Annotated in this window: 21 protein-coding genes; 5 read left to right on the plus strand and 16 right to left on the minus strand. The window is 34.1% G+C overall.

Annotated features, from left to right (window positions below; translation table 11 throughout):
• Positions 1–35: 35 nt before the first annotated feature.
• Entirely contained in the window at positions 36–794 is a 759-nt protein-coding gene (locus ASG22_RS04135) for an SDR family NAD(P)-dependent oxidoreductase (protein WP_055981012.1), read from the minus strand.
• A 91-nt stretch (positions 795–885) separates the two neighbouring features.
• Positions 886–1,824 (minus strand): helix-turn-helix domain-containing protein, encoded by a 939-nt coding sequence (locus ASG22_RS04140; protein WP_055981015.1) that lies wholly within the window; start codon positions 1,822–1,824, stop codon positions 886–888.
• Positions 1,825–1,974: 150 nt separating this feature from the next.
• Between ASG22_RS04140 and ASG22_RS20675 the strand changes: the two genes are divergently transcribed.
• Positions 1,975–2,160, plus strand: a complete 186-nt coding sequence (locus ASG22_RS20675; protein ID WP_082504937.1) for a hypothetical protein — start codon at positions 1,975–1,977, stop codon at positions 2,158–2,160.
• Between the two features lie 69 nt (positions 2,161–2,229).
• Here the strand turns inward: ASG22_RS20675 and ychF are convergent, their stop codons facing one another.
• The 5 genes from ychF to ASG22_RS04165 form a co-directional block, all read right to left on the minus strand.
• Complete coding sequence (gene ychF / locus ASG22_RS04145; protein ID WP_055981018.1) at positions 2,230–3,321, minus strand: redox-regulated ATPase YchF; 1,092 nt, start codon at positions 3,319–3,321, stop codon at positions 2,230–2,232.
• Positions 3,322–3,543: 222 nt separating this feature from the next.
• Entirely contained in the window at positions 3,544–4,095 is a 552-nt protein-coding gene (locus ASG22_RS04150) for a ferritin (protein ID WP_055981020.1), read from the minus strand.
• Between the two features lie 224 nt (positions 4,096–4,319).
• A complete protein-coding gene (locus ASG22_RS04155) occupies positions 4,320–5,918 on the minus strand; it encodes a glycoside hydrolase family 10 protein (RefSeq protein WP_055981022.1) in 1,599 nt (532 codons plus the stop codon).
• A gap of 130 nt (positions 5,919–6,048) precedes the next feature.
• Positions 6,049–7,857 carry a translational GTPase TypA gene (typA, locus tag ASG22_RS04160; protein ID WP_055981025.1) on the minus strand — a complete coding sequence of 603 codons (1,809 nt, stop codon included), beginning with the start codon at positions 7,855–7,857 and terminating at the stop codon, positions 6,049–6,051.
• 173 nt (positions 7,858–8,030) lie between these two features.
• Positions 8,031–8,300, minus strand: coding sequence for a DUF1294 domain-containing protein (locus ASG22_RS04165; RefSeq protein ID WP_055981096.1), 270 nt, complete (start codon positions 8,298–8,300; stop codon positions 8,031–8,033).
• A 231-nt stretch (positions 8,301–8,531) separates the two neighbouring features.
• Between ASG22_RS04165 and ASG22_RS04170 the strand changes: the two genes are divergently transcribed.
• A complete protein-coding gene (locus tag ASG22_RS04170) occupies positions 8,532–8,888 on the plus strand; it encodes a hypothetical protein (protein ID WP_055981031.1) in 357 nt (118 codons plus the stop codon).
• Between the two features lie 544 nt (positions 8,889–9,432).
• Here the strand turns inward: ASG22_RS04170 and ASG22_RS04175 are convergent.
• Genes ASG22_RS04175 through ASG22_RS04190 form a run of 4 tightly spaced genes read right to left on the minus strand, consistent with a single transcriptional unit; the run spans position 9,433 to position 14,815 of the window.
• Positions 9,433–10,299, minus strand: coding sequence for a hypothetical protein (locus ASG22_RS04175; protein ID WP_055981034.1), 867 nt, complete (start codon positions 10,297–10,299; stop codon positions 9,433–9,435).
• 1 nt (position 10,300) lies between these two features.
• Positions 10,301–13,252 carry a hypothetical protein gene (locus tag ASG22_RS04180; RefSeq protein ID WP_055981037.1) on the minus strand — a complete coding sequence of 984 codons (2,952 nt, stop codon included), beginning with the start codon at positions 13,250–13,252 and terminating at the stop codon, positions 10,301–10,303.
• On the minus strand, positions 13,252–13,722 hold the full coding sequence (locus tag ASG22_RS04185) for a DUF4280 domain-containing protein (RefSeq protein ID WP_055981040.1): 471 nt from the start codon (positions 13,720–13,722) through the stop codon (positions 13,252–13,254). Before ASG22_RS04185 ends, ASG22_RS04180 begins: the two co-directional genes overlap by 1 nt.
• A 34-nt stretch (positions 13,723–13,756) precedes the next feature.
• Positions 13,757–14,815 (minus strand): hypothetical protein, encoded by a 1,059-nt coding sequence (locus ASG22_RS04190; RefSeq protein WP_055981043.1) that lies wholly within the window; start codon positions 14,813–14,815, stop codon positions 13,757–13,759.
• A gap of 258 nt (positions 14,816–15,073) precedes the next feature.
• Between ASG22_RS04190 and ASG22_RS04195 the strand changes: the two genes are divergently transcribed.
• Genes ASG22_RS04195 through ASG22_RS04205 form a run of 3 tightly spaced genes read left to right on the plus strand, consistent with a single transcriptional unit; the run spans position 15,074 to position 20,233 of the window.
• Positions 15,074–17,455 carry a hypothetical protein gene (locus tag ASG22_RS04195; RefSeq protein ID WP_055981046.1) on the plus strand — a complete coding sequence of 794 codons (2,382 nt, stop codon included), beginning with the start codon at positions 15,074–15,076 and terminating at the stop codon, positions 17,453–17,455.
• A gap of 44 nt (positions 17,456–17,499) precedes the next feature.
• Positions 17,500–19,623 carry a Tex family protein gene (locus ASG22_RS04200; RefSeq protein ID WP_055981048.1) on the plus strand — a complete coding sequence of 708 codons (2,124 nt, stop codon included), beginning with the start codon at positions 17,500–17,502 and terminating at the stop codon, positions 19,621–19,623.
• Positions 19,624–19,633: 10 nt separating this feature from the next.
• Positions 19,634–20,233 (plus strand): RDD family protein, encoded by a 600-nt coding sequence (locus ASG22_RS04205; RefSeq protein WP_055981051.1) that lies wholly within the window; start codon positions 19,634–19,636, stop codon positions 20,231–20,233.
• On the opposite strand, the gene ASG22_RS04210 is transcribed toward ASG22_RS04205, so the two are convergent.
• The 5 genes from ASG22_RS04210 to ilvN form a co-directional block, all read right to left on the minus strand.
• The gene (locus tag ASG22_RS04210; protein WP_055981056.1) at positions 20,224–21,792 is read right to left on the minus strand and encodes a M20/M25/M40 family metallo-hydrolase; all 1,569 of its coding nucleotides are present in this window, start codon (positions 21,790–21,792) and stop codon (positions 20,224–20,226) included. The genes ASG22_RS04205 and ASG22_RS04210 overlap by 10 nt on opposite strands.
• A gap of 171 nt (positions 21,793–21,963) precedes the next feature.
• Positions 21,964–22,140: a histone H1 gene (locus ASG22_RS04215; RefSeq protein ID WP_055981058.1), complete on the minus strand. Its 177-nt coding sequence runs from the start codon at positions 22,138–22,140 to the stop codon at positions 21,964–21,966.
• A 259-nt stretch (positions 22,141–22,399) separates the two neighbouring features.
• A complete protein-coding gene (ilvA, locus tag ASG22_RS04220) occupies positions 22,400–23,665 on the minus strand; it encodes a threonine ammonia-lyase IlvA (RefSeq protein ID WP_055981061.1) in 1,266 nt (421 codons plus the stop codon).
• A complete protein-coding gene (gene ilvC, locus ASG22_RS04225) occupies positions 23,655–24,716 on the minus strand; it encodes a ketol-acid reductoisomerase (protein ID WP_055981065.1) in 1,062 nt (353 codons plus the stop codon). Before ilvC ends, ilvA begins: the two co-directional genes overlap by 11 nt.
• A gap of 28 nt (positions 24,717–24,744) precedes the next feature.
• On the minus strand, positions 24,745–25,281 hold the full coding sequence (gene ilvN / locus ASG22_RS04230; RefSeq protein WP_055981068.1) for an acetolactate synthase small subunit: 537 nt from the start codon (positions 25,279–25,281) through the stop codon (positions 24,745–24,747).
• Positions 25,282–25,289: the final 8 nt, after the last annotated feature.

Below are 25,289 nucleotides of genomic sequence, written 5' to 3' on the forward strand. Positions count from 1 at the left end.
AGTAGAAATCCTACTGCTTTTTTATTGAATTTTCTTTAAAGGAACATTCCGCCTGAAGCTTCAATTCTCTGTCCGTTGATCCAACGTGCATCTTCTGTACAAAGAAATGCTACTACTCCACCGATATCATCCGGAAGTCCGGCTCTGCCTAAAGCCGTATTGCCAGCTATCATTGCATTAATATGTTCATTATCTCGAGTCATTCCGCCTCCGAAATCTGTTTCAATAGCACCGGGAGCAACGACATTTGCTTTAATTTTTCTTGATCCCAATTCTTTTGCCATATATTTAGTTAACATTTCTACACCTGCCTTTATCGAACCGTATACTGATGATCCCGGTAAAGCAAATCTTGCTAATCCCGAAGAAACATTGATAATTCCTCCTTCATCATTAATAAAGGGCAACATTTTCTGTGTCAGGAAAAATACCCCTTTGAAATGAATATTAACAACATCGTCCAGCTGCTCTTCTGTAACTTCCGGAATCGGAGAATATAAAGCCGTTCCAGCATTATTAACCAGATAATCGATGTTTCTGTTTCCCGTATTTTCTTCTAAATGATCGCCGACCGTTTTTACAAAAGCATCAAAACTTTTAGTATCTCTTGTATCCAATTGATAGGCAATGGCTTTTCTTCCTAAAGCTTGTATTTCGCTGACCACATTTTCAGCTTGTTCTTTGTTGCTGTGATAGGTTATAATGACATCAAGACCTCTTTGTGCAATTTTTAATGCAGAATTTTTCCCCAATCCACGACTTCCGCCTGTAACTAATGCGATTTTTGTTCTCATTTTTAATATTTTAAATTTTAATAATACAAAATTGAGCTATTTTCCTTTTGGAACATTTGCCTGAATCAAACTGAAATTTGCAAAATTCAAATCATAGACGAAATTCCAAAGGGGTAAAATTTGTTTTTCGTTTAAAGAAATTTGAAAAATGCGCAATTTCCTCAAAGCCTAAAGCATAAGATATTTCGGAAACATTCCATTTTGTCTGTTTTAAAAGGATTTTTGCTTCCTGAACAAGACGGTCAGCAATAAATTCAGTTGTTGTCTTTCCCGTACTGTCTTTCAGGTTCTTGTTCAGATAATTCACATGAATTGATAATCTGTCTGCAAAATCTTTTGCCGTTTTCAAGTGAATTCTCTGGTTCGGAGATTCTACGGGAAACTGTCTTTCCAACAATTCTATAAACAGAGAAACCACACGCAGTGAGGCATTATGGGACATTGATATTTTTGCAGCCGGCTGTAATTTTTGTCCGTAATGGATAAGCTCAAAAACATAATTTCTGATCAGATCATATTTAAAAACGTAATCGGAATCAATTTCTTTTTTAATTTTAGAAAAAAGAATTTCAATTTCATCTGCCAGCTCATCATCAATTTCAAAAACCGGAAAGGCTCCCGGCTGAAACAATGGTAAGTCTTCCAGTAAAATGTGCGGCTGATTTTTATTAAAAAAGTCGTCTGTAAAAACACAGAAACTCCCCGACTGATTTTCATCTTCCGGGACATAATGGTAAGGAACTTTAGGTGTCGCAAAAAGTAAAGCATTTTTTTGGATGGAGATTATTTTATCTGCATATTCAGCTCTGTTCTTCCCTCGGATTAAACTTACTTTGAAGTATTTTCTCCTGTTATAAGGCATTTCACAGGTATCTTTAAACTTTGCAATGGTTTGCGCAATATCAAAAACATTAAAATGACCAATATCTTTGTGAAGACCTTTTGGAAAAATACTTTCTAAATCTTTTCCCAGCATACTGGTCATTTCACGATAAAAATCTTCTAAAGTGGCGTGAGCAATTTTTTCCATGATTCTGGATTTGTATAAATCAAATATACAAAATAACTTATTTATTTCTAAGACCTTAGAACTTTAATTTTTTAAAACATTTTTCTTATAACTGTGATATATATCAAAAATATTTTCTACATTAGTTCCACTAAATTAAAAATCATCATTATGAAAAATCAAGTTTTAAACAATGGAAAAAAATTAAACAAAAAACAATTGCGTTCTATTACTGGAGGATTGATTGATTGTTTAGGTGGTAGCTGTCCTACAATTGATGCTTGTCCGCCACTTAATGAGTATGGATGCATAACAATATCTAATGCATGTGCACAAACTAAATGTAGACCCACGTAATGATATAAAAAGCGCTCCAAAATAATTTTTGGAGCGCTTTTTTATTATAACTTAATATTTTCTTCTATATTATACGTTGAATCTAAAGTGCATGATGTCACCATCCTTTACAATATATTCTTTGCCTTCTACAGAAAGTTTTCCAGCTTCTTTTATTTTTACTTCAGAACCGTACGTCATATAATCATCGTATTTAATAACTTCTGCACGGATGAAACCTTTTTCAAAATCAGTGTGAATAACTCCTGCAGCTTGAGGAGCCGTCCAACCCTGTCCGATCGTCCAAGCTCTTACTTCTTTAACACCAGCTGTAAAATACGTCTGAAGTTTTAATAAATCGTATGCTTTTCTAATTAGACGGTTAACACCCGGTTCTGTAAGACCAAGTTCATCAAGGAAAATTTCTCTTTCTTCAAAAGTCTCCAATTCGTTGATGTCAGCTTCAATCTGAGCCGCTAAAACTACCACTTCAGCTCCTTCATTTTTAGCCATTTCTTCAATTTTAGCAATCCAGTCGTTTCCGTTTTTAATTGAATTTTCGTCAACATTACAAACGTAAAGAACAGGTTTATTTGTCAACAACTGAACTTCTCCAATCACTGATTTAGCAAAATCATCCATTACAAATTCTCTTGCATTTTTTCCGTCTTCTAAAAATTTCTGAAGATTTTGAAGTGTTTCGTAGGTTAAAAGATCTTCTTTTTTACCCGATTTAATGAATTTCTTCGCTTTTTCAACTGCTTTTCCTACCGTTTCTAAATCTTTCAACTGAAGTTCAATATCGATAATTTCTTTATCTCTCATTGGATCAACAGAACCTTCAACGTGAATAATATTTCCATTATCAAAACATCTCAAAACGTGAATAATTGCCTCGCACTCTCGAATATTAGCTAAGAATTGATTTCCTAAGCCTTCACCCTTGCTTGCTCCTTTTACAAGACCTGCGATATCTACGATCTCAACAACAGCCGGTAAAACTCTCTCTGGTTTTACTATTTTTTCCAATTCAAACAATCTTTGATCCGGTACAGAAACTGTTCCCAAATTTGGTTCGATAGTACAGAAAGGATAGTTGGCAGACTGTGCTTTTGCATTGCTCAGACAGTTAAAAAGAGTTGATTTACCTACATTTGGTAAGCCTACGATTCCACATTTCATAACGAAATTTTTATTTTATTTATAATGTTATGCAACCTTTCGGTTTCATATTGTAAAATTCTAAGTTTAGATTCAGTTATATTGCAAGGTTTACTGCAACTTTCTAACGTTGAGTCCCTGAATTATGAGTGTGCAAAGATAGTGAATTTAAAAGGAGTTTCATAATAAAAAAATCTGCCAATTCTTTGGCAGATTTTCAGAAATATTTTTGTATTATAAATATTATGGATTTGCACCAGTCGCATTTTGAGCAAGTTCAGCATCATCCGGAAGCGTTTCCAATGTTTTATCTAATGTAAATAGAGATTCGTCACTTGCTCTGTCTCCACCTGCAATTTTCAATTTATCGATTAAATTCATTGCAAAAGTTTCTTCTTCTATCTGTTCTTTCACAAACCATTGTAGAAAATTCCATGAAGCCCAATCTTTCTCTTCAAAAGCAATATTTACTAAATTATAAATCGCTGTTGTATTGTCAACTTCATGTTGGAAAACCAAGTCAAAGCAATGGGTAAGACTTGTAGGTTCTTCTCCAGGTGATGGCAATGCAGTAATTTTTGGTTTCCCACCTCTATTGAGTATATATTGCATAAATTTCACCGAATGATCTCTTTCTTCCTGAGCGTGACGGAAAAGAAAGTTTGAAATTCCACCATAACCTTTATCAGCCGCCCAAATTCCGTAAGAGAAATAAACTCTTGATTGTAAATCTTCTGTATTCATCTGGTCACTCAATGCCTTTTCTAGTCTTGGTGAAAGTCTGTTGGTATTCATAATTGTATATTTATAGTGATTATGAATCTCATGATGCAAAAATGATTCCGAGAAGGTTTTAATCTAAATAAATTCAGTGTAATATATTTATAATTAATTGAATTACTTTATCTTAAGTCAATAATTTATAGTTATTCTAAAATAAAAACCAGCTCATCTTGAACTGGTTTTATATATTTTATTATTGAAATTTAATGATTAATTATCCTTTATCAAATGTTAAACTACTTGATCTTTTTTGCCATATAATCGCTTTCATTTCCTAATCTGTCAATTGCTTTAATGGCTATTGCATTTAATGTTTTTCCGTCCTTATTTTTAGGAATATCTTTTAAAAGTTGTTCTAAAGTTAAAATTTCTGTTTCCCAGATTCCGTTATATTGTGTAAAAAGTACCCACTGAAAAACATCTTTGATATTTTTGCTGCTCCAGCTTGTCTGAATAAAACTTCCGTTATCATTCATAAACAAAGTCGGAGTTTGTAATGGTAATGTTTTTATCCACGGGCTTTTTGGAACTAAAGCTTTTTCTTTATAGGGTCCGTTTTTCAACGTAGGAAGCATATTGGCGTTTTTTGTCAGACCAGCAATACTCCAATGAATTTCTCCCGCATCTTTCCCCAACACCTGTCTTGAAATTTCAATCTGATTTTTAATTTCGGTCGGTCGGTCTGAAGATTTTATTTCAACAGTATTCAATCCCGGCCAAAGGTGACGATTGAAAGTGTTTTCTGATTTCCACCAGTTTAACAATGCTTCAAAAGGCTGTCCTTTCGATTCTATCGGCCAGTATAATTGGGGTGAAAAATAATCTACCCAGCCTTTATTTAACCATAATTTGGCATCTGCATACAATTCGTCATATTGCGAAGAACCGATAATACCTTCAGGATAACCCGGTTTCCAGATTCCGAACGGACTGATTCCGAATCTTACATTATTTTTTTCTGCATGAATTTCCTTATAAATTCTTTCAACAAATTTATTCACATTATCTCTTCTCCAATCTGCTCTCGACAATGTTCCTCCGCTGCTTACATAAGCACTCCAAGTTGTATTATCAGGAAAATCTGCTCCTTTATTATAGGTGGCATAAGGATAAAAATAATCATCAAAATGCACCGCATCAATATCATATCTTTTCACAATATCTTTCACCACATTGGAAACGTGACCTTGCGTTTTGGGATCTGCCGGATCAAACCAGTACATTCCGTTTTTTAATTTAACAACAATATCTGAAAGTTTATTTGCCATCGATAAACTGTTGGGCGAACCTCCGTTGGTATGATGTGCACGGTAAGGATTCAGCCAAACGTGAAGTTCCAAACCTCTTTTATGAGCTTCATCGATCCAGAATTGTAAAGGATCATAATTCGGATAAGGAGCAATTCCTGTTTGCCCCGTTAAAAAGTATGACCAAGGTTCGATATTACTTGTATATAAAGCGTCGGCAGATGGTCTCACCTGAAAAATAACAGCATTGAAATTATTATTTTTCAGCATATCCAACATACTGATGGCTTCGGCTTTTTGCTGATCCACCGTTAAATTATTTCTCGAAGGCCAATTAATATTTGCCACACTGGCAATCCATGCTCCACGGAATTCTCTGTTGATTTCAGGAAGATTGACTTTAAAAATTTCTTCTGCAGGTGGTAACACAGGTTTTGCTGCAACAGCAGGACTGTTTGAAATCGGTTGTAAAGATTTTGATGTATTTTGATTTTTTATCGGTTTTGGAGTGTTAACAACAGTTTTTGTACTGCTGCAGGACGCAAAAATTCCTAATAAAAATATTAAATTAAGCTTACTTATTTTCATAGTCTGCAAAACTACATTAAATTATTTTTTTGACTTTAAAAATTACAATAATAATATAAAATATTGATATATATATAAACAAAAAAAGCCCCGAAAAATCGAGGCTTTAGATATATTTAAGAATTTCAGATTAAGCTTTTGCTCCTCTTTCAACTCTTTTTCTTTCTTCTTCAGAAAGTAATTTCTTTCTCATTCTGATAAAGTTAGGAGTAACCTCGATTGCTTCATCAGCCTGGATGTATTCCATACATTCTTCAAGAGAGAATAAGATTTTTGGTGCAACACCAGTATCTTTGTCTTTACCTGAAGCTCTCATGTTATTCAACTGTTTTGCTTCTACGATGTTTACTACTAAATCTCCCGGCTTATTTTGTTCACCGATAACCATACCAGCATAGATTTCCTCACCCGGATCAACATAGAACTTACCTCTATCCTGAAGTTTAGCAATAGAATATTCTGTAGCAGGACCTTGAGTTTTAGAAATCAATACACCATTACTTCTTCCAGGAATAGCACCTTTGAAAGGCTTGTATTCTGTGAAACGGTGTGCCATAATAGCTTCACCAGCAGTAGCAGTTAACATTTGAGAACGCAATCCGATCAAACCTCTTGAAGGAATTTCGAATTCCATGTGTTGCATTTCACCTTTAGTTTCCATAATGTGAAGGTCACCTTTTCTCTGAGTTGCCAAATCGATTACTCTTGAAGCATATTCTTCAGGAACATCAACAACCAAAGATTCGTAAGGCTCCAACTTCTCACCATTTTCACCTTCTCTCAGGATAACCTGTGGCTGACCGATTGTCATTTCATATCCTTCTCTTCTCATTGTTTCAATTAAAACTGACAAGTGAAGAATACCTCTACCGAAAACCAGGAAAGTGTTTGCATCATCAGTTTGTTGAACTCTCAATGCTAAGTTTTTCTCTAATTCTTTGTAAAGTCTTTCTTTCAGGTGGTTTGAAGTAACATATTTACCATCTTTACCAAAGAAAGGTGAATTGTTGATAGAGAACGTCATGTTCAACGTAGGCTCATCAATCGCCGTTCTTGGCAATGGTTCAGGATTTTCAAGATCTACGAAAGAATCTCCAATCTGGAAAGCGTCGAAACCTACAACAGCACAGATATCACCTGCCTGAACTTCAGTTACTTTTTTCTTTCCTAAACCTTCGAAAACATAAAGTTCTTTTACTTTTCCTTTTACAATTTTTCCGTCAGCCTGTGAAAGACCGATCCATTGAGATTCTTTAAGCTCACCTCTTGTTACTTTACCGATTGCAATTCTTCCTAAGAAAGAAGAGAAATCTAATGAAGTAATCTGCATCTGAAGATTTCCTTCAGATATTTTAGGTTCCGGAACATATTGTAAAATACCATCCAACAATGGGAAAATATTATCTGTTTGTTCTAATGAAGTGTTGAACCAACCTTGCTTAGAAGATCCGTAGAACGTTGGGAAATCCAACTGCTCTTCAGTCGCTTCCAGGTTGAAGAACAAATCAAATACCTGATCATGAACTTCGTCCGGACGACAGTTTGGCTTATCTACCTTATTGATTACAACCAATGGTCTTAATCCTAATTCCAATGCTTTCTGAAGTACGAATCTTGTTTGAGGCATCGGTCCTTCGAACGCATCTACCAACAAAATAACTCCGTCAGCCATTTTCAATACTCTTTCTACTTCTCCACCAAAATCGGCGTGACCAGGAGTATCGATTACGTTAATTTTCGTGTCTTTATAAGTAACAGAAATATTCTTGGATAAGATCGTGATCCCTCTTTCTCTTTCAAGATCATTGTTATCCATAATTAATTCCCCACTCTCCTGATTTTCTCTGAAAATATTGGTAGCGTGGATGATCTTGTCAACCAAAGTCGTCTTACCGTGGTCAACGTGTGCGATAATCGCAATATTTCTAATGTTTTGCATAAAAGATTTTTACGGGTGCAAAAATAGTGAAATTTAATGATATAATTAAAAAGTTTCTTTATTATTTAACAATTTCATAATGAGTGTATTAAAACCAAACACTTGTTAAGACTTTAAAATCAAACGAATTATTCTGATTATTACCTTAAAAAAATTGAATAACAGATTCAGTTTTAATTAATCATCTTTAAAATATTTTTCAAGAAATACATTAAAATAACCTGAATCGAAACAACCAATCCAAATTTCAACAAAAAAGATTTCTTTGAGATTTTATGCCTGAAAATGATCATTCCTACAAAAGCTCCGATGGTTCCTGCAAAGAACGTACATATCAAAAGCATATTTTCGGAAATTCTTCGTCTGTGTTTTTTTGCCAAGAACTTATCATATCCAAATATCCCGAACGATAATATATTCAAAATTACAATTACTACAATCACTTCTGTCATTTTTCAAAAGTAATCTATTCAAAGTAAATGATCAAGTTCAGTATCTTTTCTTAATAAACTTCTTGACAATGATATTTCCATTATTGACGATTTCAATATGATCGGTTCTTTTATAAACCAAGCAAAATCAATATGGTTTTTTGCTATTATTAAGAAGTTTGTCCTACGTTATTGGGAGTTTTAAAAACAGATATTCTACATTTGTAATAAAAAAACAATTCAATGACAATACATGATTTGGTAGGTAATTATTCTGTACAGGGAAGTAATCAGGAAGAGTCTGAGGAAATTTCTTATTACGGTTTTTTAACCTTATCATTAGATGAAAACAACCGCATACTTGCTCAATGGATGATTGGTGATCATGTCCAAAATGGTACAGGTTTTTATAAAGACGGGATTTTAGTCATCAATTTCAATTATGAAGGTGATGATCAACATCTCTTCAAAGGTGTTGCTGTTTACCGATGTATTAACAATAATGTGTTAGATGGCTTTTGGTCGGAGAAACATGGTAATCCGCTGTATTTGGGGAGTGAGTATTGTGTTCGGATTGAGACTTCTGAGTTTTTGAATTGATTTTTTATTCGTTTAATAGAGTTCATTCGTTTTAATAAAATACGAACCTAAAGTTATACATTGAATTATTTAAAAGTCTCTTTTAATTTAGTTCGTTTTGCCTTGGTGCAAAAAGAACTAAAAGATCAAGACCTAGATTGATTAAGGTTTCACCGTCATCTTTATGAGTAATTTTTGAAGAAAAATCCTATTGAGAAAACTATTGAATACATTTAATTTTCAATGTATTCAATAGCATTATTCGGACTTTCATCATTTTCGGATAATAGATGCACAAGTCACCTTTATAATCCTAAGATGAATATTCACAATATATTTCAGGATGACAGGATGTAAAGCTTAGATGCTATTTTATGAAATCATCACATAAGACAATTTCAGATTATAACCTTTTATTTCCATCAGTCTTTACTCCGTTTGAAACTAGATTTATGTGTTTTACATATTTACCTATACTGTAGTAAATACCGCATCCTCCAAGAGTTAAAAATAGTATGGTAAAAATCAAGGATAAGAAAATAAACGAAAATGAATATTTTTTTCATTAATAGACTTCTAAATTTCCTGTTTTGTTTGATTTGTATAATTGTAATCCGTAAGTGCTTTTTTCTTTGTCATCTTCCGATACGAGCGCTGGTTTACCTTTAAAATCTTCTAATTCAACAATTTTACCATTAGGATTGATATGTAGTTTAAAATTTTTTAATGGCAACATATGATTTTTACCGCCTAAAATAAATTCTCTAATTTCATTAAGATATTCTTCTTGTCTTTTTTTATCATAATACATGGATATCATTTCTCTTTTTAATGATTGATTGTATATATCCATATATTGATCTATTTTACCATCGTTTATAATTGAATGAATACTTTTGTACTTTTCAATTACTTCTTTTAAAAGCTGATCAAGATTCTCTTTTGTTAAATCTTTGGCATCGGATAATTGATCTAATTCAAATGGAACATCAGCATTAAATTTCCATGAATAAATCAATGAATCAGCAGGTTTGTCTGTAACAGGGAATGAGCATCTTTTTACATTGTGCGTTGGAGATGCTTCTCCATTATCTGTATATATTATATCTATAAAATAATCCTTTACGTCTTTTACTGGAATCTTGTAATCTTTATTTAAAGGTTTAACAATAAGCATTATAGTTTGTTCACCTGATTTAGATATGTACGGATTTAAATATTCTATTCCACTTACAACAGCATCTTCTTTACTTTTAGTAAGAGTTATTCCATTAAAAATTATTTCGAAATCACCACGGAAGTTGAAATCTGCAAAATATGTTTTTTTCATAAGGGTTTTTTTATATTTATAATTCACAATAGATTGATTACCTGGCATCTCACGTCCGCAGGCAAAAAGGGTTATAATCAGTAAAAAAAATGTATTTTTCATATTAAAATTCTATTTCTTTTTTTAAATCTAATTTGGGTAGTAATTCCTTTATAAGATTTGGTTTTGTAGTCCTATTATTTTTATTATTCAATCCTGCTTTAAACCAAACTTCCAATTTCACACCAGAGAAATAGAAGTCTACATCAAGATTCCCTTCATCATTTAATTTGAAAGGACACGTTAATTTTACATATGAACTGGCTTTAGCACCTATTCCAGCTTCCGCAACATCTTCCTTTTCATCAAGTATTCTACCTTGTGCATCTTTAACATTTGCCTTTATCTTTACAGACGCACTAATTTCAATTTCTCCTAAAATTTTGCCTTCTAGCCCTCCTTCAAAAGTTAATTCCCTATCTTCAAAGTTATAAATTAAACTTGCTTCGGAAGCAAATTCTTTTTCACCCGTTTTATCATCTGTGCCTGTTTGATTGCCAACCAATTTAATTTCAGCGTAAAATCTTACTTCTATTTTATATTCTAATTCAACACGTCCACCACTAAAAACATTGGTTGCCCATGAGACTAAATCTAAAGCGTCAATAATAGCTCCCCAGGGTTTAAGCTTACTTCCTAAAGCTAGAATATCCAACTTCACTTCTGCTGCAATGATAGGATTTGCTTTTATTCTTCCATCCAATTCATAGGTTATAATCCCATTTTTTGAAGTAGAGTATCCTATTCCTAAACCTACTCCTAGACTCGGTGGTTTTAGTTCGAAGCTCATTGGAAGTTTATTAAGACGAGCTAATAATCCTATATTTCCACTTCCTCTTAATCTTCTTTGTTCATTTCTTGCTTCCGATACAGCAAATGTTCTATCTAATTTATTTACCATCCATAAAAAAGGGAAAAGCATTTTTCTGAATTTCTCGGCAAAATCTTTTCCTATTTTTATAATATCATCTTCTCCACTAACTTCACATTCGATAGAAATACCAAAACTTGTTTTTCTTCCAGCATAGGGCTGTAAAATATTTGTGATGTTGCTGTCTCTTATTTCAGTTCTTCTTGTACTATTTGAGGTTGTTATATCAGCTCCTTCATTAAATCCACTATAGTAGGTTTCTAATGCAGTACTTGCTTTATAATAAATTGGTGTATCTATATTGTAATTAAAATTAAATACCCATTTCATATCTGGAAAAACTCTAATTTTTGCAATTTGATTTGGATAACGACAAGTAGTTACAGGAACAAAATATGTTTGCTCCATCGGCTCACCTTTTATCCATTTCAATAAATACCTTACAACCCACAAGTTTTTAATATTATCATTTAAAATTCCATCTGAAAGGTAATTTTGCTCTTTTAATAAATAATTGGCAATCTCATTTTCATAAGATTTGTTGTAATTATATTTTAAATTTAATGTGATACTATCAGCATCCTCATCTATTTTATAATCTTCATCAGTAAATCTTTGTATTTGAGCAACGGTTAAAGATTCGTATTTTTTTCGTTCAGTCTTTGAAACAGGTATTCCTTTTGCGTCTTGGTCAGGCATTGCCTGTACATTATCCATGGCAGGTGCAGATAGTGCATTTGAAGGGTGGTAATACATCATATTTCCAACTGCATTCATTTTCTTTAATAAATTTTTCATGTATACCTGCGGGTCTTCTGAAGGTATCCACTGACCTAAAATCCAGCCCATTTTAAATACATCTTCCAAACCGTTGTGCTTTTTTCCATCATTCAAAATCATTTCGCACATATGACCATTTTTATTAGTCCTTATATGTTCAACTCCTCCTTTTTTATTAATAAATTTTGCAGTTACTTTTACAGTTTTTGTTTCTTTATCTCCGCATACAATATCTACAAATCTTTTCGACTTATCATTTATAGGTTTTTGGGATTTATTTTCATTGAATATTTCTATATCATTTTTGCCATCATTTACGGTAATTACAGAAAATGCACACGGATTATTTTCTTTTTGCGAGTAAGCTATATCTCCAATATACTGTATCATATTGGTCTTTTCTATTTCAAATCTACTCATCATATCGGCAACGGTATTGTATGGAACAAGTAGCATTCGAGAAGTGTTGTAAACCCATTTCCCTTTTTCCATTCTCATCCAATCTACTTTAGCAGTCTGAGAATCATATTCAATAATTTCTGAAGGATTATCAGAAGATGTAAAAACAGCCTGTGTGCTTCCTATTTTCCCTTTTAGTTTTAAAAAATACTCTTCATTTTTCCTTTCAGAATTGTGGTTTTCTTGCCATGCAGTGTCAATTAAAAACTGTATTTTACTTTTTGTATTGTAAGAATAACTTCCTATACTTTTAATTTCGATAATTTTAGATTTGGAAAGAACCTCTCCTTTATTTATAAGCTCAACTTCAAAATCAAATTTTTGACCATTTACTCTCCAATCTGGTAAAAGATGTGTATAAATTTCCACATCTACCGTTTGTCCGTAGGCTGCTTTTTTTTCGGAATTTTCTAATGGAATGTAACCATCTTTCGGAAATTTAAAATGACAATATAATATTTTCGGAGTTCCCAAAACAACAGTTCTTATATTTGCCACTCCCTCATATTCTGGGTAAACGCTGTAAGGCATCAGTAAATAAACGGCTCCTAACTCGCTGTCTTCATTACCTTTTGTAATCATCTCGGAAGTTATAACTGTATTATTACCTTGTAAAATAGTAAAATCAGTGTAATCCTGTTTTATTCTTTCAAAAAATTCCTGATGGGTAAAAGTTGGATAAATTGCTTTGAAATTATGCCAAACGTGTTCTCTAATTAAGAACCACTTAACTTCTTTAATCGTAGTCTGTGGATTTGCAGTGTTACGTCCTATACAACTTTCGTCTATATATGCGGTAAAAGAGGTAGAATAATTTTCAAGTTCTACAATTACACCATTTTGGTAATTCTTGATACTTGCCTTTGTATCTTTTACTAATCCTTTCTGTATTCCTGACGTTCCCATTAAAAAATACTTTTATTTCCGTTACCTTTCTCAAAATTCTTCATATTCACAACAGGTAAAATGTGCGAAAGCAGTTCTTCATCCGCATTTTTAAAATTCTGTTTTGTCGGTTCTGCTGTTTGTCCTGATTTTATAATCGTAATACAGTCTTTACCACCAACAGGGCAGGTAGCTTTGCTGTCTTCCGTAAGAACATAGCCTTTAGGCGGGTCGTACGATACTTTTTTATAATATCCGCTCCATGCTGTAACCGTTGCAGTACAAGGATTGTTATTCATTTTTTTGCATGAGCCGAACGTATTTTTCTCGAAAGTTGCACCAATATCCTTGTGGGTAGCTGCTAGTTTGCTTTTGCCTTCGTGGTCGTTCAGATAATATTTACTTTGAGTGAGAACTTTCAGCTTGTCGGGTGTCGTTCCGAAATTGCACTTACAGGTTGCTCCCTGTACTAACATTTCTTTTAATGCCATCGTAATTTTGTGTTTTGTTAAATTTTAATTCATATCATCCTAGAAAATCCCAAAAACTCTTTTTTGTTTTCTTCTCCGTGTATATTTTGTATTGTTCATCTTCAAATTTTTTCCACTCCTGATACGTGTAATTTTTGCCTTCATAGGTTTTGTAGATTTCTTTTTCGTCTTCTTCATAAACTAAATAAGGACTTCTTTTTTCAGGAGGAGCTGTTTTATTATCTTCCGTGTCTTCCTGATATTGAGTAAATTCAATTCGTTTTATCAGCGTGTCTTTTTCCTCTAAATCTTTTGAATACACTTCGAAATAGGCTCTCGTATGCATTGGGAAAAGGTGATAAACATCTAAATCGAAGTAAACGTTCAGTCTCATATACATGAGATTTCCTGAATTGATATTATTTTTATTAATCTGAGAAATAAAATAATTATGTGCCATCATTTCATCAGATTTGAAATGAATTTCTACAGAATGATGGTCTGTAATTTCTGTAGTGATTTTTTGTGTACCCGTAAATTTCACAGGAAATTCATAGGGAACGACCGCCAGATAAAAATTGGTTTTAACTACATGGTCTGAACTATAATCAATATATTTGGGATGAAACAGTAAATTCCAGAACCAGTCATACTGCATACTTTTTTCAAAAACACTTCTCTTTTCAAGGTTTTTCTCAAAAGCTTTATAAAATGACTGTACAATTTTTGTAGGATACTTTTCAGTGAGATTGGATTTGTTGTGATGCCAACGATTATTCACAATTTGACTGAAATTGGTAATTTCTAAAAATGTCAGTTGTTCATTGGATTTTACCTGAACAGGATAAACAATATGGGATAAATCACGGGAAATTAATTCATACATCAAATCTGGTTCATGTCCATTGAACCAAAGTGAAGATTTATCAATATCAAGTAAATATGAGTCTTGTTTAGGCGTGATGAAAATCTTGTTCTTATAATCAACCCGCTTTGAAAGAGAGGAACTTTCTCCATCGAAATATTTTATTGAAACCGCATAACTTCGGGATTTCAGACTTCCAAAATTAAGCTTCAGAACATTATCTTTAAGTGATATTGTTTTTTTATTCATCGTAGTTTTGTGTGTTTTTTTAAATAGTTTTTGGGAACTCTAAACTATTGAATACAATTTTACGAAATATTTCTAAGATTCATAATATTTTGTGAGGTAATTTTTAATCAATTCAAACTTATTCAGCTTAAAAATATTTTCTTTTACAACATCTCGTTTTAATCTCCCTTTAATCTCTCACAAACTTCTGTTAATCTCTTTTAACAGTTCAATTTGATATAAGAACATTTGTAATTTTATCTTATCAATTATCAATGTATGATTAATAGAATTTTATTTTCCTTGTTTCTGATAATTTCAGCGCAATCGTTTTCACAGAATAAAGCGGAGCAGGCAATCCAGAATTTGGATGAGAATTTTCCGCAGGAAAAAATATATATGCTTTTTAACAAAGAAAGTTACGCTGCGGGCGACAATATTTGGTTCAAATCATTGGTTTTTGATGGTTATGCAGGCTCAAATATCTCCACTACCCTTTTTGTTGAACTGTATGACAATAATAAAAAACTGATCGACAAAAAATTAATACCTCTCTATAACAGTGAGGGAGACGGCAGTTTTAAACTTCCCGACGATCTCAAGGAAAACATATATTATATCCGTGCTTATACGACGTGGATGACAAATCTCAGCGAAGATTTTCAGTTCTACAAATCTTTTGCTATTTACAATCCGAATTCACCTGAGAAGTTGGTGCAAAAAAACGCATCAGAGTGGACAGCTTCCGTATCTCCGGAAAGCGGTACTTTTGTAGACGGAATTAATACCAAAATTGCCGTCCGTTTCCATTCAAGAGGCGAAAATCCGTCTTCATGGAGCGGTTATGTGAGTGATAAAGAAAATCCTCAGGTTCATTTGGCAGATTTCAAAAGTTTTGATCAGAATGTTGGAATATTTACTATAACTCCTCAAAAAGGAAAAAAATATCAGCTTACCATTATTGACGATAAAGGAAATAAAAAAATCACCGATTTACCTCAAGTTGCTGAAAGTGGTATTAATTTACAGGTTAAAAGTAATGAGAATAATATTGAATACAGCATAAAATCCAGTCATCTCAATGATAATTCGGGATCTTATAAAATTATTGCGACCATTGGAAATAAGCTGGTTTATAAAGCCAGAATTAAGAAAATTTCAGACGGAGAAAGTTCATCGATACCAACTAATCAATTAATCAATGGAATATTACAATTGACCTTATTTGACGAAAAAGAAAATGTGGTGGCACAAAGACTTTGTTTCGTTCAGCCTCAAAAACTGGATATCCAGAAGCCAACTTTAAAAAATATATCATTAAATCCTCAAGCAAAATCTTTGAATATTCTTGAATTGGGTCAGAACACTCAAATTAACAATTATACCGTTGCCGTTTATGATAATTCAGCATTCAATAACAAAGAAAATCTTTTGAGTGCATTTTGGTTAACGGGTGATTTTACCGACAAAATAGATTCACCTGCTCAATACTTCAGCACAAACAGGAATGTTGAGGCTTTAGATGCATTATTAATTTCAGAACAATGGAAACGTTTCAGTTGGAACGAAATAATAGCCGGTAAATTTCCGATCATCAAAAACAAACCGGAGCCGTATATTTCTTATAATATTCGAATGATGAATAACGGAGTTCCCATGAAAGACACATCTGTCAATCTAATGATGAACGGCGAAAGATCCGGTTCTAAACTTTTTTCGGCACCAACGGACAGTAATGGTGATGTAACGCTGAGAAATATGGCATTTTATGAACCTCAGAAAATCTATTATCAGTTAAAAGGTGAAAATTCCGAAGCGGTTGTGATTCCTAAAATTTATTTTGTTCCATTGAAAAGAGATCTTCCGCCAAATAATTTCAGCCTGGTAAAACGTACATCTGGCGAAACTCTTTCAACAGAAGCATCAGAAGCGATAGAAGACAGTAAATTTCAGAGAACGTTTAACGAAAAAATTACAGATATTGAAGAAGTAAAACTTAAAGGAAGAAAAGAAAGTCCTACGGAAAAACTTAATAATGAACTGAGCAGTGCGATGTTCCAGAGTCCGTCGGAAACGATTTTCGATTTTGTAAATGACAAAAGCCTTTCCGGAGGTTCACCAGATGTTCTTCTCTGGCTGGAAGGAAGGGTTGCCGGATTACAGATCAAAAGAGACGGACCAGATGTTGATGCAACAATTCGAAATAAAAAAGTTGATATTTATCTGGATGAAAGCAAAACAGAAATTGATTTTATCCGCGGACTTAATATTGCCAATATTGCGATGATAAAAGTAGTGAAAGACGGTTTCTTCGGGAGCTCCGGAAACTCAAGCTCAGCGATTCTGATCTATAGTAAAACCGGAAATACAGCTTCTGATTCTGATCCTAAATCGATGACTGGACTGAAACAATTTACACTGACAGGTTATGATAAGCAGGAAAGTTTTAAAAATATCGATTACAGCAATGGTGCCATGAAAAATACGATCAATGATCAGCGAACGAATCTTTACTGGAATCCTAAATTGCAACCAAAAGCGAATCAGCCCACAAAAGTAGAATTTTACAACAATGATACGGCAAAAGATTATCATATCATCGTTATCGGTTTGGATGAAGATACCAGAACGCCGCTTTTCTACGATGAAAAATTACCTTAAAATGTAGAAAATAGTCAGTATTTTAGCAGTTCCAAAAAAAATTAATGAACACGATTCACTTTATACAGAAACACGTAAATATTCCTGAAAAAAGCATCAATAATACTCTTCAACTTTTATCTGAAGACTGCACGATTCCTTTTATTTCCCGTTACAGAAAAGACAAAACAGGAAATTTGGATGAAGTAGAGGTTGAGCAGATTTCAAAACTGAATAAACAGTTTGAAGAGATCATAAAACGTAAGGAAACTATTTTAAAATCTGTAGAAGAACAAAATGCATTAACGCCGGAATTTAAACAGAGAATAGACGAAAGCTTCGATATTCAGGAGCTTGAAGATTTGTATTTACCTTTCAAAAAACGTAAAAAAACCAAAGCTGACGCTGCAAAAGAAAAAGGACTTGAATCTTTTGCAAAAATGATCATGAGTCAGAAAGTTCAGGATTTACAGTTTTTAGCTTCAAAATATTTGAACGATCAGGTAAATTCCGAAGAGGATGCTCTACAGGGGGCAAGAGACATCATGGCAGAATGGATTAATGAAAATATGTATGTCCGCAAAAATCTCCGCCGTCTATTTCAAAGGAAAGCAGTGGTGACTTCAAAAGTGGTAAAAGCCAAAAAAGATGATGAAGATGCCCAAAAATTCTCCCAGTATTTCGAATGGGAAGAGAATCTGAACAGAATACCTTCTCACAGGCTTTTGGCAATGCTAAGAGCTGAATCTGAAGGTTTTGTAAAAACTACTATTTCCATTGATAAAGAAGAAGCCGTCGATTTTATAGAAAATGCTGTGATTAAAACTAATAATGAAACAGCTGAACAGATTTCATTAGCCATAAAAGACAGTTACAAAAGATTGCTTGAACCGTCCATTTCCAATGAAACTTTACAGGAAGCCAAAGAAAAAGCCGACAAAAAAGCGATTGAAATTTTCTCTGAAAACTTAGGTCAGCTTCTGTTAGCACCACCTTTAGGAGAAAAAAGAATTTTAGCAATCGATCCCGGTTACAAAAGTGGTTGCAAGGTTGTCTGTCTTGATGAAAAAGGCGATTTAATCCATAACGAAACGATTTATCCGCACGCACCACAAAATGAAAGTGGAATGGCAATGAAAAAAATCCGTTCAATGGTGAATGCTTATAATATTGAAGCAATATCTATCGGAAACGGAACTGCAAGTCGTGAAACCGAGTTTTTCATTAAAAAAATTGCATTCGACAAACCGTTACAGGTTTTTGTTGTTTCGGAAGCCGGAGCATCGGTGTATTCGGCAAGTAAAATTGCGAGAGACGAGTTCCCAAGTTACGACGTTACCGTTCGTGGAGCTGTTTCTATCGGAAGAAGATTGGCAGATCCGTTGGCTGAACTGGTTAAAATTGATGCTAAATCGATTGGTGTCGGGCAATATCAACATGATGTTGATCAAACTCAACTGAAAAACGAACTGGATTCTACTGTAATACGATGCGTAAATTCTGTCGGGATTAATTTAAATACCGCAAGTAAATCTTTGTTAAGCTACGTTTCCGGAATCGGAGAAAAAATGGCAGAAAACATTGTGAATTACCGTGCGGAGAATGGTGCTTTTGAGGACAGAAAACAATTGAAAAAAGTGCCGAGACTGGGCGAAAAAGCGTTTCAGCAGGCAGCCGCGTTTATCAGAATTACAAATGGTAAAAATCCATTAGATAATTCTGCAGTGCATCCTGAAGCGTATGGAATTGTTGAGAAAATGGCGAAAGATTTGGGGATTAAAACCAATGAGTTGATCGCCAACAAAGAAAAAATTAGTCAGATCAATCCTGAAAAATATATTACAGAAGACATCGGAATTTTAAGTATTAAAGACATTGTAAAAGAACTGGAAAAACCAGGATTGGATCCAAGAAAAGCCGCCAAAGTTTTCGAATTTGATCCAAATGTAAAAAAAATAACCGATTTAAAAATTGGAATGATCTTGCCCGGAATTGTTAATAATATTACGGCTTTCGGATGTTTCGTAGATTTAGGAATCAAAGAAAGCGGATTGGTTCATATTTCACAATTGAAAGACGGTTTCGTTTCAGATGTGAATGAAGTGGTGAAACTTCACCAACACGTTCAGGTACGAATAACGGAAGTGGATGAGGCGAGAAAAAGAGTGCAGTTGAGTATGATCTTGTAAATATTTTGATTTGAAAATATCAGAAATTAAGGAAAGAAAAATAATTCACAGACCGACTCTGGATTTTGATGAGTATGGGAAAAGAATCTATCATGCTTACGAATACAACTTAGCCTATAATCCTGGTTTTAAAGGAAATGAAACTCAAAGATTGTTTGCAAAGTGGATCGATATGGCTTTATTTACTTTAATATTTTTTTATATTTGTAATCAAATTCTTCTTATCAGTATTTTATTTTCTATTCCTTGTATTATTGTTTTTGGAGCAATCACCGAATGCTATTGGGGGACAACTTTAGGAAAGAAAATATTTAGAATGAAAGTTATTGATGATGAAGGCAATAATCTAAAATGCCGGCATTCTTTAAAAAGAAACTTTTTATGCCTGGCAAATCTTTATCCCGTCTTTACTGAACAGACTTACAGAACTTCAGGGATTGGAAAACGAACTGTAATGCAAATGAATTTCAGTATGCATCTCAATAATAAAATCTGTAAAACCTACATCGTAAAAGAAAGTAAAATTTCGGAATCAGAAGCTTATTGGATGTGGAATCACCTAAAAACAAAGAGCGACTTATCGAATAAGCCGCTCTTTGTTTATTTATAATCTTTAGAATCTCTTCTCGGTTGTTTAATATCCGGCCATTTGGTAGGCTGACCTTTATCATCAAACGGCATTGCTCTTTTTTCCCTGTTGGTAAATTCCGGATCTTCTGAAGCCATGTAAGCCAACGTTGCGGTAAGAATTACATTGCTTTTAACCTCATCAAAAACAATCTTATCATAAGTATCTTTTGTAGTGTGCCAGGTATATCCAAAATATCCCCAGTTTAGCGAACCTAAAGAAAATCCTGGAACTCCCGCAGCCACAAATGATGCATGATCGGAACCGCCGCCTCCTGGCATTCCCGGAAAATCTGTTTTAATCTGATCTTTAATATTTTTAGGAACAGCATTCAGCCATTTCCCGATGTAATCATAAGAATTGACAAAACCCTGTCCGCTGATATTCACTACTCTACCCGTTCCATTATCTTGATTAAATGCGGCTTGTGTACCTTTAATAATTTCAGGATTGTCAGCAACAAACCCTCTTGAACCATTCAAGCCCTGCTCTTCGCTTCCCCAAAGTCCAACAACAATTGTTCTTTTATTATTAGGATAATATTTTTTCAGAATTCTCATGGTCTCCAACATCGTTAAAACGCCCGTTCCGTTGTCTGTTGCGCCCTGAGCACCATCCCAGGAATCCAAATGGGCAGAAAGAATTACATATTCATTGGGTTTTTCTTTCCCTTTAATCATCCCGATGGTGTTAAAAGTTTTGGCTTCAGGAAGAATTTTAGACTGTACCTCAACTTTAATTCTCGGTTTCTGACCATTTTCAGCCATTCTGTACAACATTCCGTAATCTTCAACATCAATATCGATCATTGGAATTTTTGTTGTTTTTGCTCCGAAAATCCTGTTAGCTCCCATGATTCCCGTCCAGTTGGAAATAGAAATCCCTGCAGCTCCGGCTTTTTCCAGTGCTTCAGGAAGTGTATTATCGTAGCCAATGCTTTTTACATAATCAGCAAAATCTTTCGTTGCCTTTACTTTATCAGCTTTTAATTTTTCATATAATTCAGGTGTTGCAAATTCTTTAATCTGCTCATCAGAACGACCGATCTTTTGATATTGAGCGATTAAAACAATCTTCCCTTTTACAGAAGGCAGCCATTTGTCAAATTCAGCTTTTGTTGTTACTTTCGGAAGAATAATAACTTCAGCTTCGATTGCTTTTTTGGTTGATGGACTCCAGGCTAATTGTGTCGCAGATAAGGTTTTTACTCTTGGATAAATCATATCAACATGCGTAATTCCTCTCTGCCAGCCTTTCCATGTTCCGAATTGTTGCAGATTTGCTTCAATATCCCATGAACGAAGTTTTTGGACCGTCCATTCATTAGCTGCTAACATTTCAGGAGTTCCGACTAAACGAGGTCCGATTCCGTCAAGAAGTTCATATGCCATATTTTCTAATTGAGAATTGGTATTTACTTCATTAACAAAACTTTGAACAATTGGATCTAATTTTTCCTGAGAATTGGTTTGTACCTGTGCGAAAGAGAATTGTGCAGCTACCACTACGGCAGGAACTACAAAAAATCTGTTTATCTTCATATTATTTATCGATTGGCTTAAAGATAAAGAGATTTTGGGAAAAAGGAAAGTGAATTATCAATTCATTTCGTTTGTGAATTTTCTACTCTAATGATTAAATTCACTATTTGATTGCTATGTAAAATTGACATTTAAAAAAAACCGACTTCGAAAAGCCGGTCTCAGTAATAACTATTTTTTTGATTCTTCAACAGAAACTTTTCTGAAGTCTTTGAATAATTTGCTCAATTCCAAAGCTGATTTACGAGCTCTAGTTCCAGCAGCTTTATTTCCTTTTTCTACTTGTTGGTTTGCTTCAGTTGTAAAAGCTTCAAATTCCGCGTTGATTTTTTCAATTAATTCTTTCATTATTTTAAAAATTTAGGCTGCAAATATAGGTTTTATGGTGATTCCAGCCTAATTGTGAAGATAAAAAAACAAAGAATTAATGAAAAATTATACCATTGTTTTAAAATACTACAAATTGTACGGATAAATGAAGGAAACTTTGGCTCCAATCATAGCAAACATGGTTTTATCAGATAATTTCATTGTGTTTGAAATTTTATTGAAAAAAGGTCAGAATTTCTTCTGACCTGTACTCATATTAAAAGTAATCCCGAAAAGATTACACAATTAAGCTCATCATATTCGGTGAATCATTCAGATAAAATTCAAAATATCCCAAGTTTTTCATTCTTGCAAGTAAGCCTTCAAAATCGTCAGGATTTAAAAGTTCAATTCCTACCGTTGCGGAAGCGGTTTCCCGTGAATTCTTCTTGGTATATTCAAAAAAAGTAATGTCATCGTTTTCACCTAAAACATCTAAAACAAATTCTTTAAGCGCCCCGGGACGTTGCGGAAATTTCACCACAAAATAATGTTTCAAACCTTTGTAAAGCATCGCCCGTTCCTTAATTTCTTCAGTTCTGGTGATATCATTATTACTTCCACTGATGATGCAAACCACGTTTTTTCCCGTAAGATCTTCATTAAAAATATCCAGAGCAGCGATAGACAATGCGCCCGCCGGCTCCAAAACCATTGCATCTTTATTGTAGACTTCAAGCAAAGTTTCGCAGACTTTGCCTTCGTCCACAACCATACAGTCGTAGATTTTATCTTTACATATTTCAAAATTCAAATCTCCAACTTTCTGCACTGCAGCTCCGTCTACAAAAGAATCTATCTTGGTAAGTCTAGTATTAATTCCCATTTCAACAGATCTTTTCATTGATGCCGCCCCTTTCGGTTCTACCGCAATGATTTTTGTTTCCGGGGATAAAACAGAAAACACCGTTACAATACCTGCCAACAATCCGCCACCGCCGACCGGAACAAAGATATAATCAATCTTTTCATAGGTCTGCTCTAAAATTTCCATTGCCAAGGTTGCCTGTCCTTCAATAATCTGAACATCATCAAAAGGATGAATAAAAGCCGATCCCGAATGGTCACAAAAATTGATTGCTTCATTTTTACATTCATCAAAAGTATCTCCGAAAAGTCTTATTTCAATATGCTTTTCACCAAACATTGCAACCTGTTCCAGTTTTTGTTTTGGAGTGGTTACAGGCATGAAAATAGTTCCTTTTATCTGAAGTTTATTACAGGCAAAAGCCACTCCCTGCGCATGATTTCCTGCACTGGCACAGACAATTCCGTTTTCAGTGTTACCTTCCTGATAAAGATTGAAAATCTTATTATAAGCACCTCTTATCTTGTAGGATCGCACAGGTTGCATATCTTCCCTTTTCAAAAAAACATTGGCTGAAATTTTCTTCGAAAGCCTATGACTTTTCTGTAATGGCGTAATTTCAACTACATTTTCAAGCGTTTTTTGAGCTTTTTTAATTGAATCTAATGATGAATAGCTGACAGTATCAGTTTTCATATTCAAATGCTTTATCCGGGCGAAGTGCTCTTACTGCTTTTCCGGCTTGCCACAATTCGCTGTTTTTTAATTCTTCCAGTTCTGCATTCAACTTTTCTCTATAATCCGGCTTGCTGTTGTTGGAGATTGATTTTTGAGATTCATTTCCCTGTTCTACACTTTCGTACAGTTCTTCAAAAACGGGTTTTGTGGCTTCATAGAATTTTTTCCACCAGTCCAAAGCTCCTCTTTGTGCAGTTGTTGAGCAGTTGGCATACATCCAATCCATTCCGTTTTCGGCAACTAATGGCATTAATGATTGCGTTAATTCTTCCACCGTTTCATTAAAAGCTTCAGACGGAGAGTGACCTTTTGATCTCAACACTTCAAACTGAGCTGCAAAAAGCCCCTGAATCGCTCCCATTAAAGTTCCTCTTTCTCCCACCAAGTCACTATATACTTCTTTCTTGAAATTAGTTTCAAAAAGGTAACCGCTTCCCACCGCAATTCCCAAAGCAACAACCTTATCTTTCGCATTTCCGGTAGCATCCTGATGAATGGCAAAGCTGCTGTTCAACCCTTTTCCTTCTACAAAAAGTCTTCTTAAAGATGTTCCCGAACCTTTTGGAGCAACTAAAATAACGTCGACATCTTTTGGAGGAACAATGCTCGTCTGATGATTATACGTTACACCAAAACCATGTGAAAAATAAAGTGTTTTCCCCGGAGTCAAATGTTTTTCTAATGTTGGCCAAAATTCAATTTGAGCCGCATCACTCAAAAGATAGCAAAGAATCGTTCCTTTTTCAGCCGCCTCTTCAAGTTCAAACAAAGTTTCTCCCGGAACAAAACCGTCATCCACCGCTTTATCCCAGCTTTTTGAATTTTTTCTTTGTCCAACGATTACGTTAATTCCGTTATCTTTAAGATTCAATGCCTGCCCAGGTCCCTGAATTCCGTAACCCAACACGGCAACTGTTTCATTTTGTAATACTTCCTGAGCTTTTTCTATAGGAAATTCTTCTCTTGTCACCACGTTTTCTTCAACGCCTGCAAAATTAATTAGTGCCATAATTTTATATTATTTTTATTGTTAAATTTTATTGATATTCGTTCATTTCGAATGAACTGAGTTTTTGATGAAAGCCGTAATTTTCTTTAATAACTGCTATTCTTCCGCTTCGGATAAATTCCATTAAGCCGTGAGGTTCGATGATTTTCAGGAAATTGTCGATTTCCTCGTAGTGACCCACAATATTGAAAACTGTGTAATCTTTTCTCACACAAACGATTGTCGCTCCGTACTGCCGAAGAATTCTTTCCACATAAAACTTTTCGGAAACGATGTCTGTTTCAATTTTAAATAAAGCCATTTCCTGCCAGACAATTTCTTCATCGGTATTGTAATAGACCTTAATGACATCAACCAGTTTTTGAATCTGCCTTGAAATTTTTCTTATAACTTCATAATTTTCCTTAATGACAATCGTGAATCTCGAAATACTTTCGATCTCTGTCGGTGAAACATTCAGACTTTCAATATTCAATCCTCTTCTCGAAAAGATGATTGCTATTTTGGTCAGCAATCCCACCTGATTTTCGGTGAAAACACTAATGGTATATTCTTTTTTATTCATTGTAATAG

The sequence above is a fragment of the Chryseobacterium sp. Leaf405 genome, from assembly GCF_001425355.1.
Taxonomy (GTDB): domain Bacteria; phylum Bacteroidota; class Bacteroidia; order Flavobacteriales; family Weeksellaceae; genus Chryseobacterium.

Coding starts and splice junctions, on each gene's coding strand:
- typA (WP_055981025.1), bottom strand. CDS start 7,857: ATGCAAAACATTAGAAATATTGCGATTATCGCACACGTTGACCACGGT.
- ASG22_RS04140 (WP_055981015.1), bottom strand. CDS start 1,824: ATGGAAAAAATTGCTCACGCCACTTTAGAAGATTTTTATCGTGAAATG.
- ASG22_RS04180 (WP_055981037.1), bottom strand. CDS start 13,252: ATGGGAACGTCAGGAATACAGAAAGGATTAGTAAAAGATACAAAGGCA.
- ASG22_RS04170 (WP_055981031.1), top strand. CDS start 8,532: ATGACAATACATGATTTGGTAGGTAATTATTCTGTACAGGGAAGTAAT.
- ilvC (WP_055981065.1), bottom strand. CDS start 24,716: ATGGCACTAATTAATTTTGCAGGCGTTGAAGAAAACGTGGTGACAAGA.
- ASG22_RS04190 (WP_055981043.1), bottom strand. CDS start 14,815: ATGAATAAAAAAACAATATCACTTAAAGATAATGTTCTGAAGCTTAAT.
- ilvN (WP_055981068.1), bottom strand. CDS start 25,281: ATGAATAAAAAAGAATATACCATTAGTGTTTTCACCGAAAATCAGGTG.
- ASG22_RS04150 (WP_055981020.1), bottom strand. CDS start 4,095: ATGAATACCAACAGACTTTCACCAAGACTAGAAAAGGCATTGAGTGAC.
- ychF (WP_055981018.1), bottom strand. CDS start 3,321: ATGAAATGTGGAATCGTAGGCTTACCAAATGTAGGTAAATCAACTCTT.
- ASG22_RS04195 (WP_055981046.1), top strand. CDS start 15,074: ATGATTAATAGAATTTTATTTTCCTTGTTTCTGATAATTTCAGCGCAA.
- ASG22_RS04215 (WP_055981058.1), bottom strand. CDS start 22,140: ATGAAAGAATTAATTGAAAAAATCAACGCGGAATTTGAAGCTTTTACA.
- ASG22_RS04155 (WP_055981022.1), bottom strand. CDS start 5,918: ATGAAAATAAGTAAGCTTAATTTAATATTTTTATTAGGAATTTTTGCG.
- ASG22_RS04185 (WP_055981040.1), bottom strand. CDS start 13,722: ATGGCATTAAAAGAAATGTTAGTACAGGGAGCAACCTGTAAGTGCAAT.
- ilvA (WP_055981061.1), bottom strand. CDS start 23,665: ATGAAAACTGATACTGTCAGCTATTCATCATTAGATTCAATTAAAAAA.
- ASG22_RS04175 (WP_055981034.1), bottom strand. CDS start 10,299: ATGAAAAATACATTTTTTTTACTGATTATAACCCTTTTTGCCTGCGGA.
- ASG22_RS20675 (WP_082504937.1), top strand. CDS start 1,975: ATGAAAAATCAAGTTTTAAACAATGGAAAAAAATTAAACAAAAAACAA.
- ASG22_RS04135 (WP_055981012.1), bottom strand. CDS start 794: ATGAGAACAAAAATCGCATTAGTTACAGGCGGAAGTCGTGGATTGGGG.
- ASG22_RS04210 (WP_055981056.1), bottom strand. CDS start 21,792: ATGAAGATAAACAGATTTTTTGTAGTTCCTGCCGTAGTGGTAGCTGCA.
- ASG22_RS04200 (WP_055981048.1), top strand. CDS start 17,500: ATGAACACGATTCACTTTATACAGAAACACGTAAATATTCCTGAAAAA.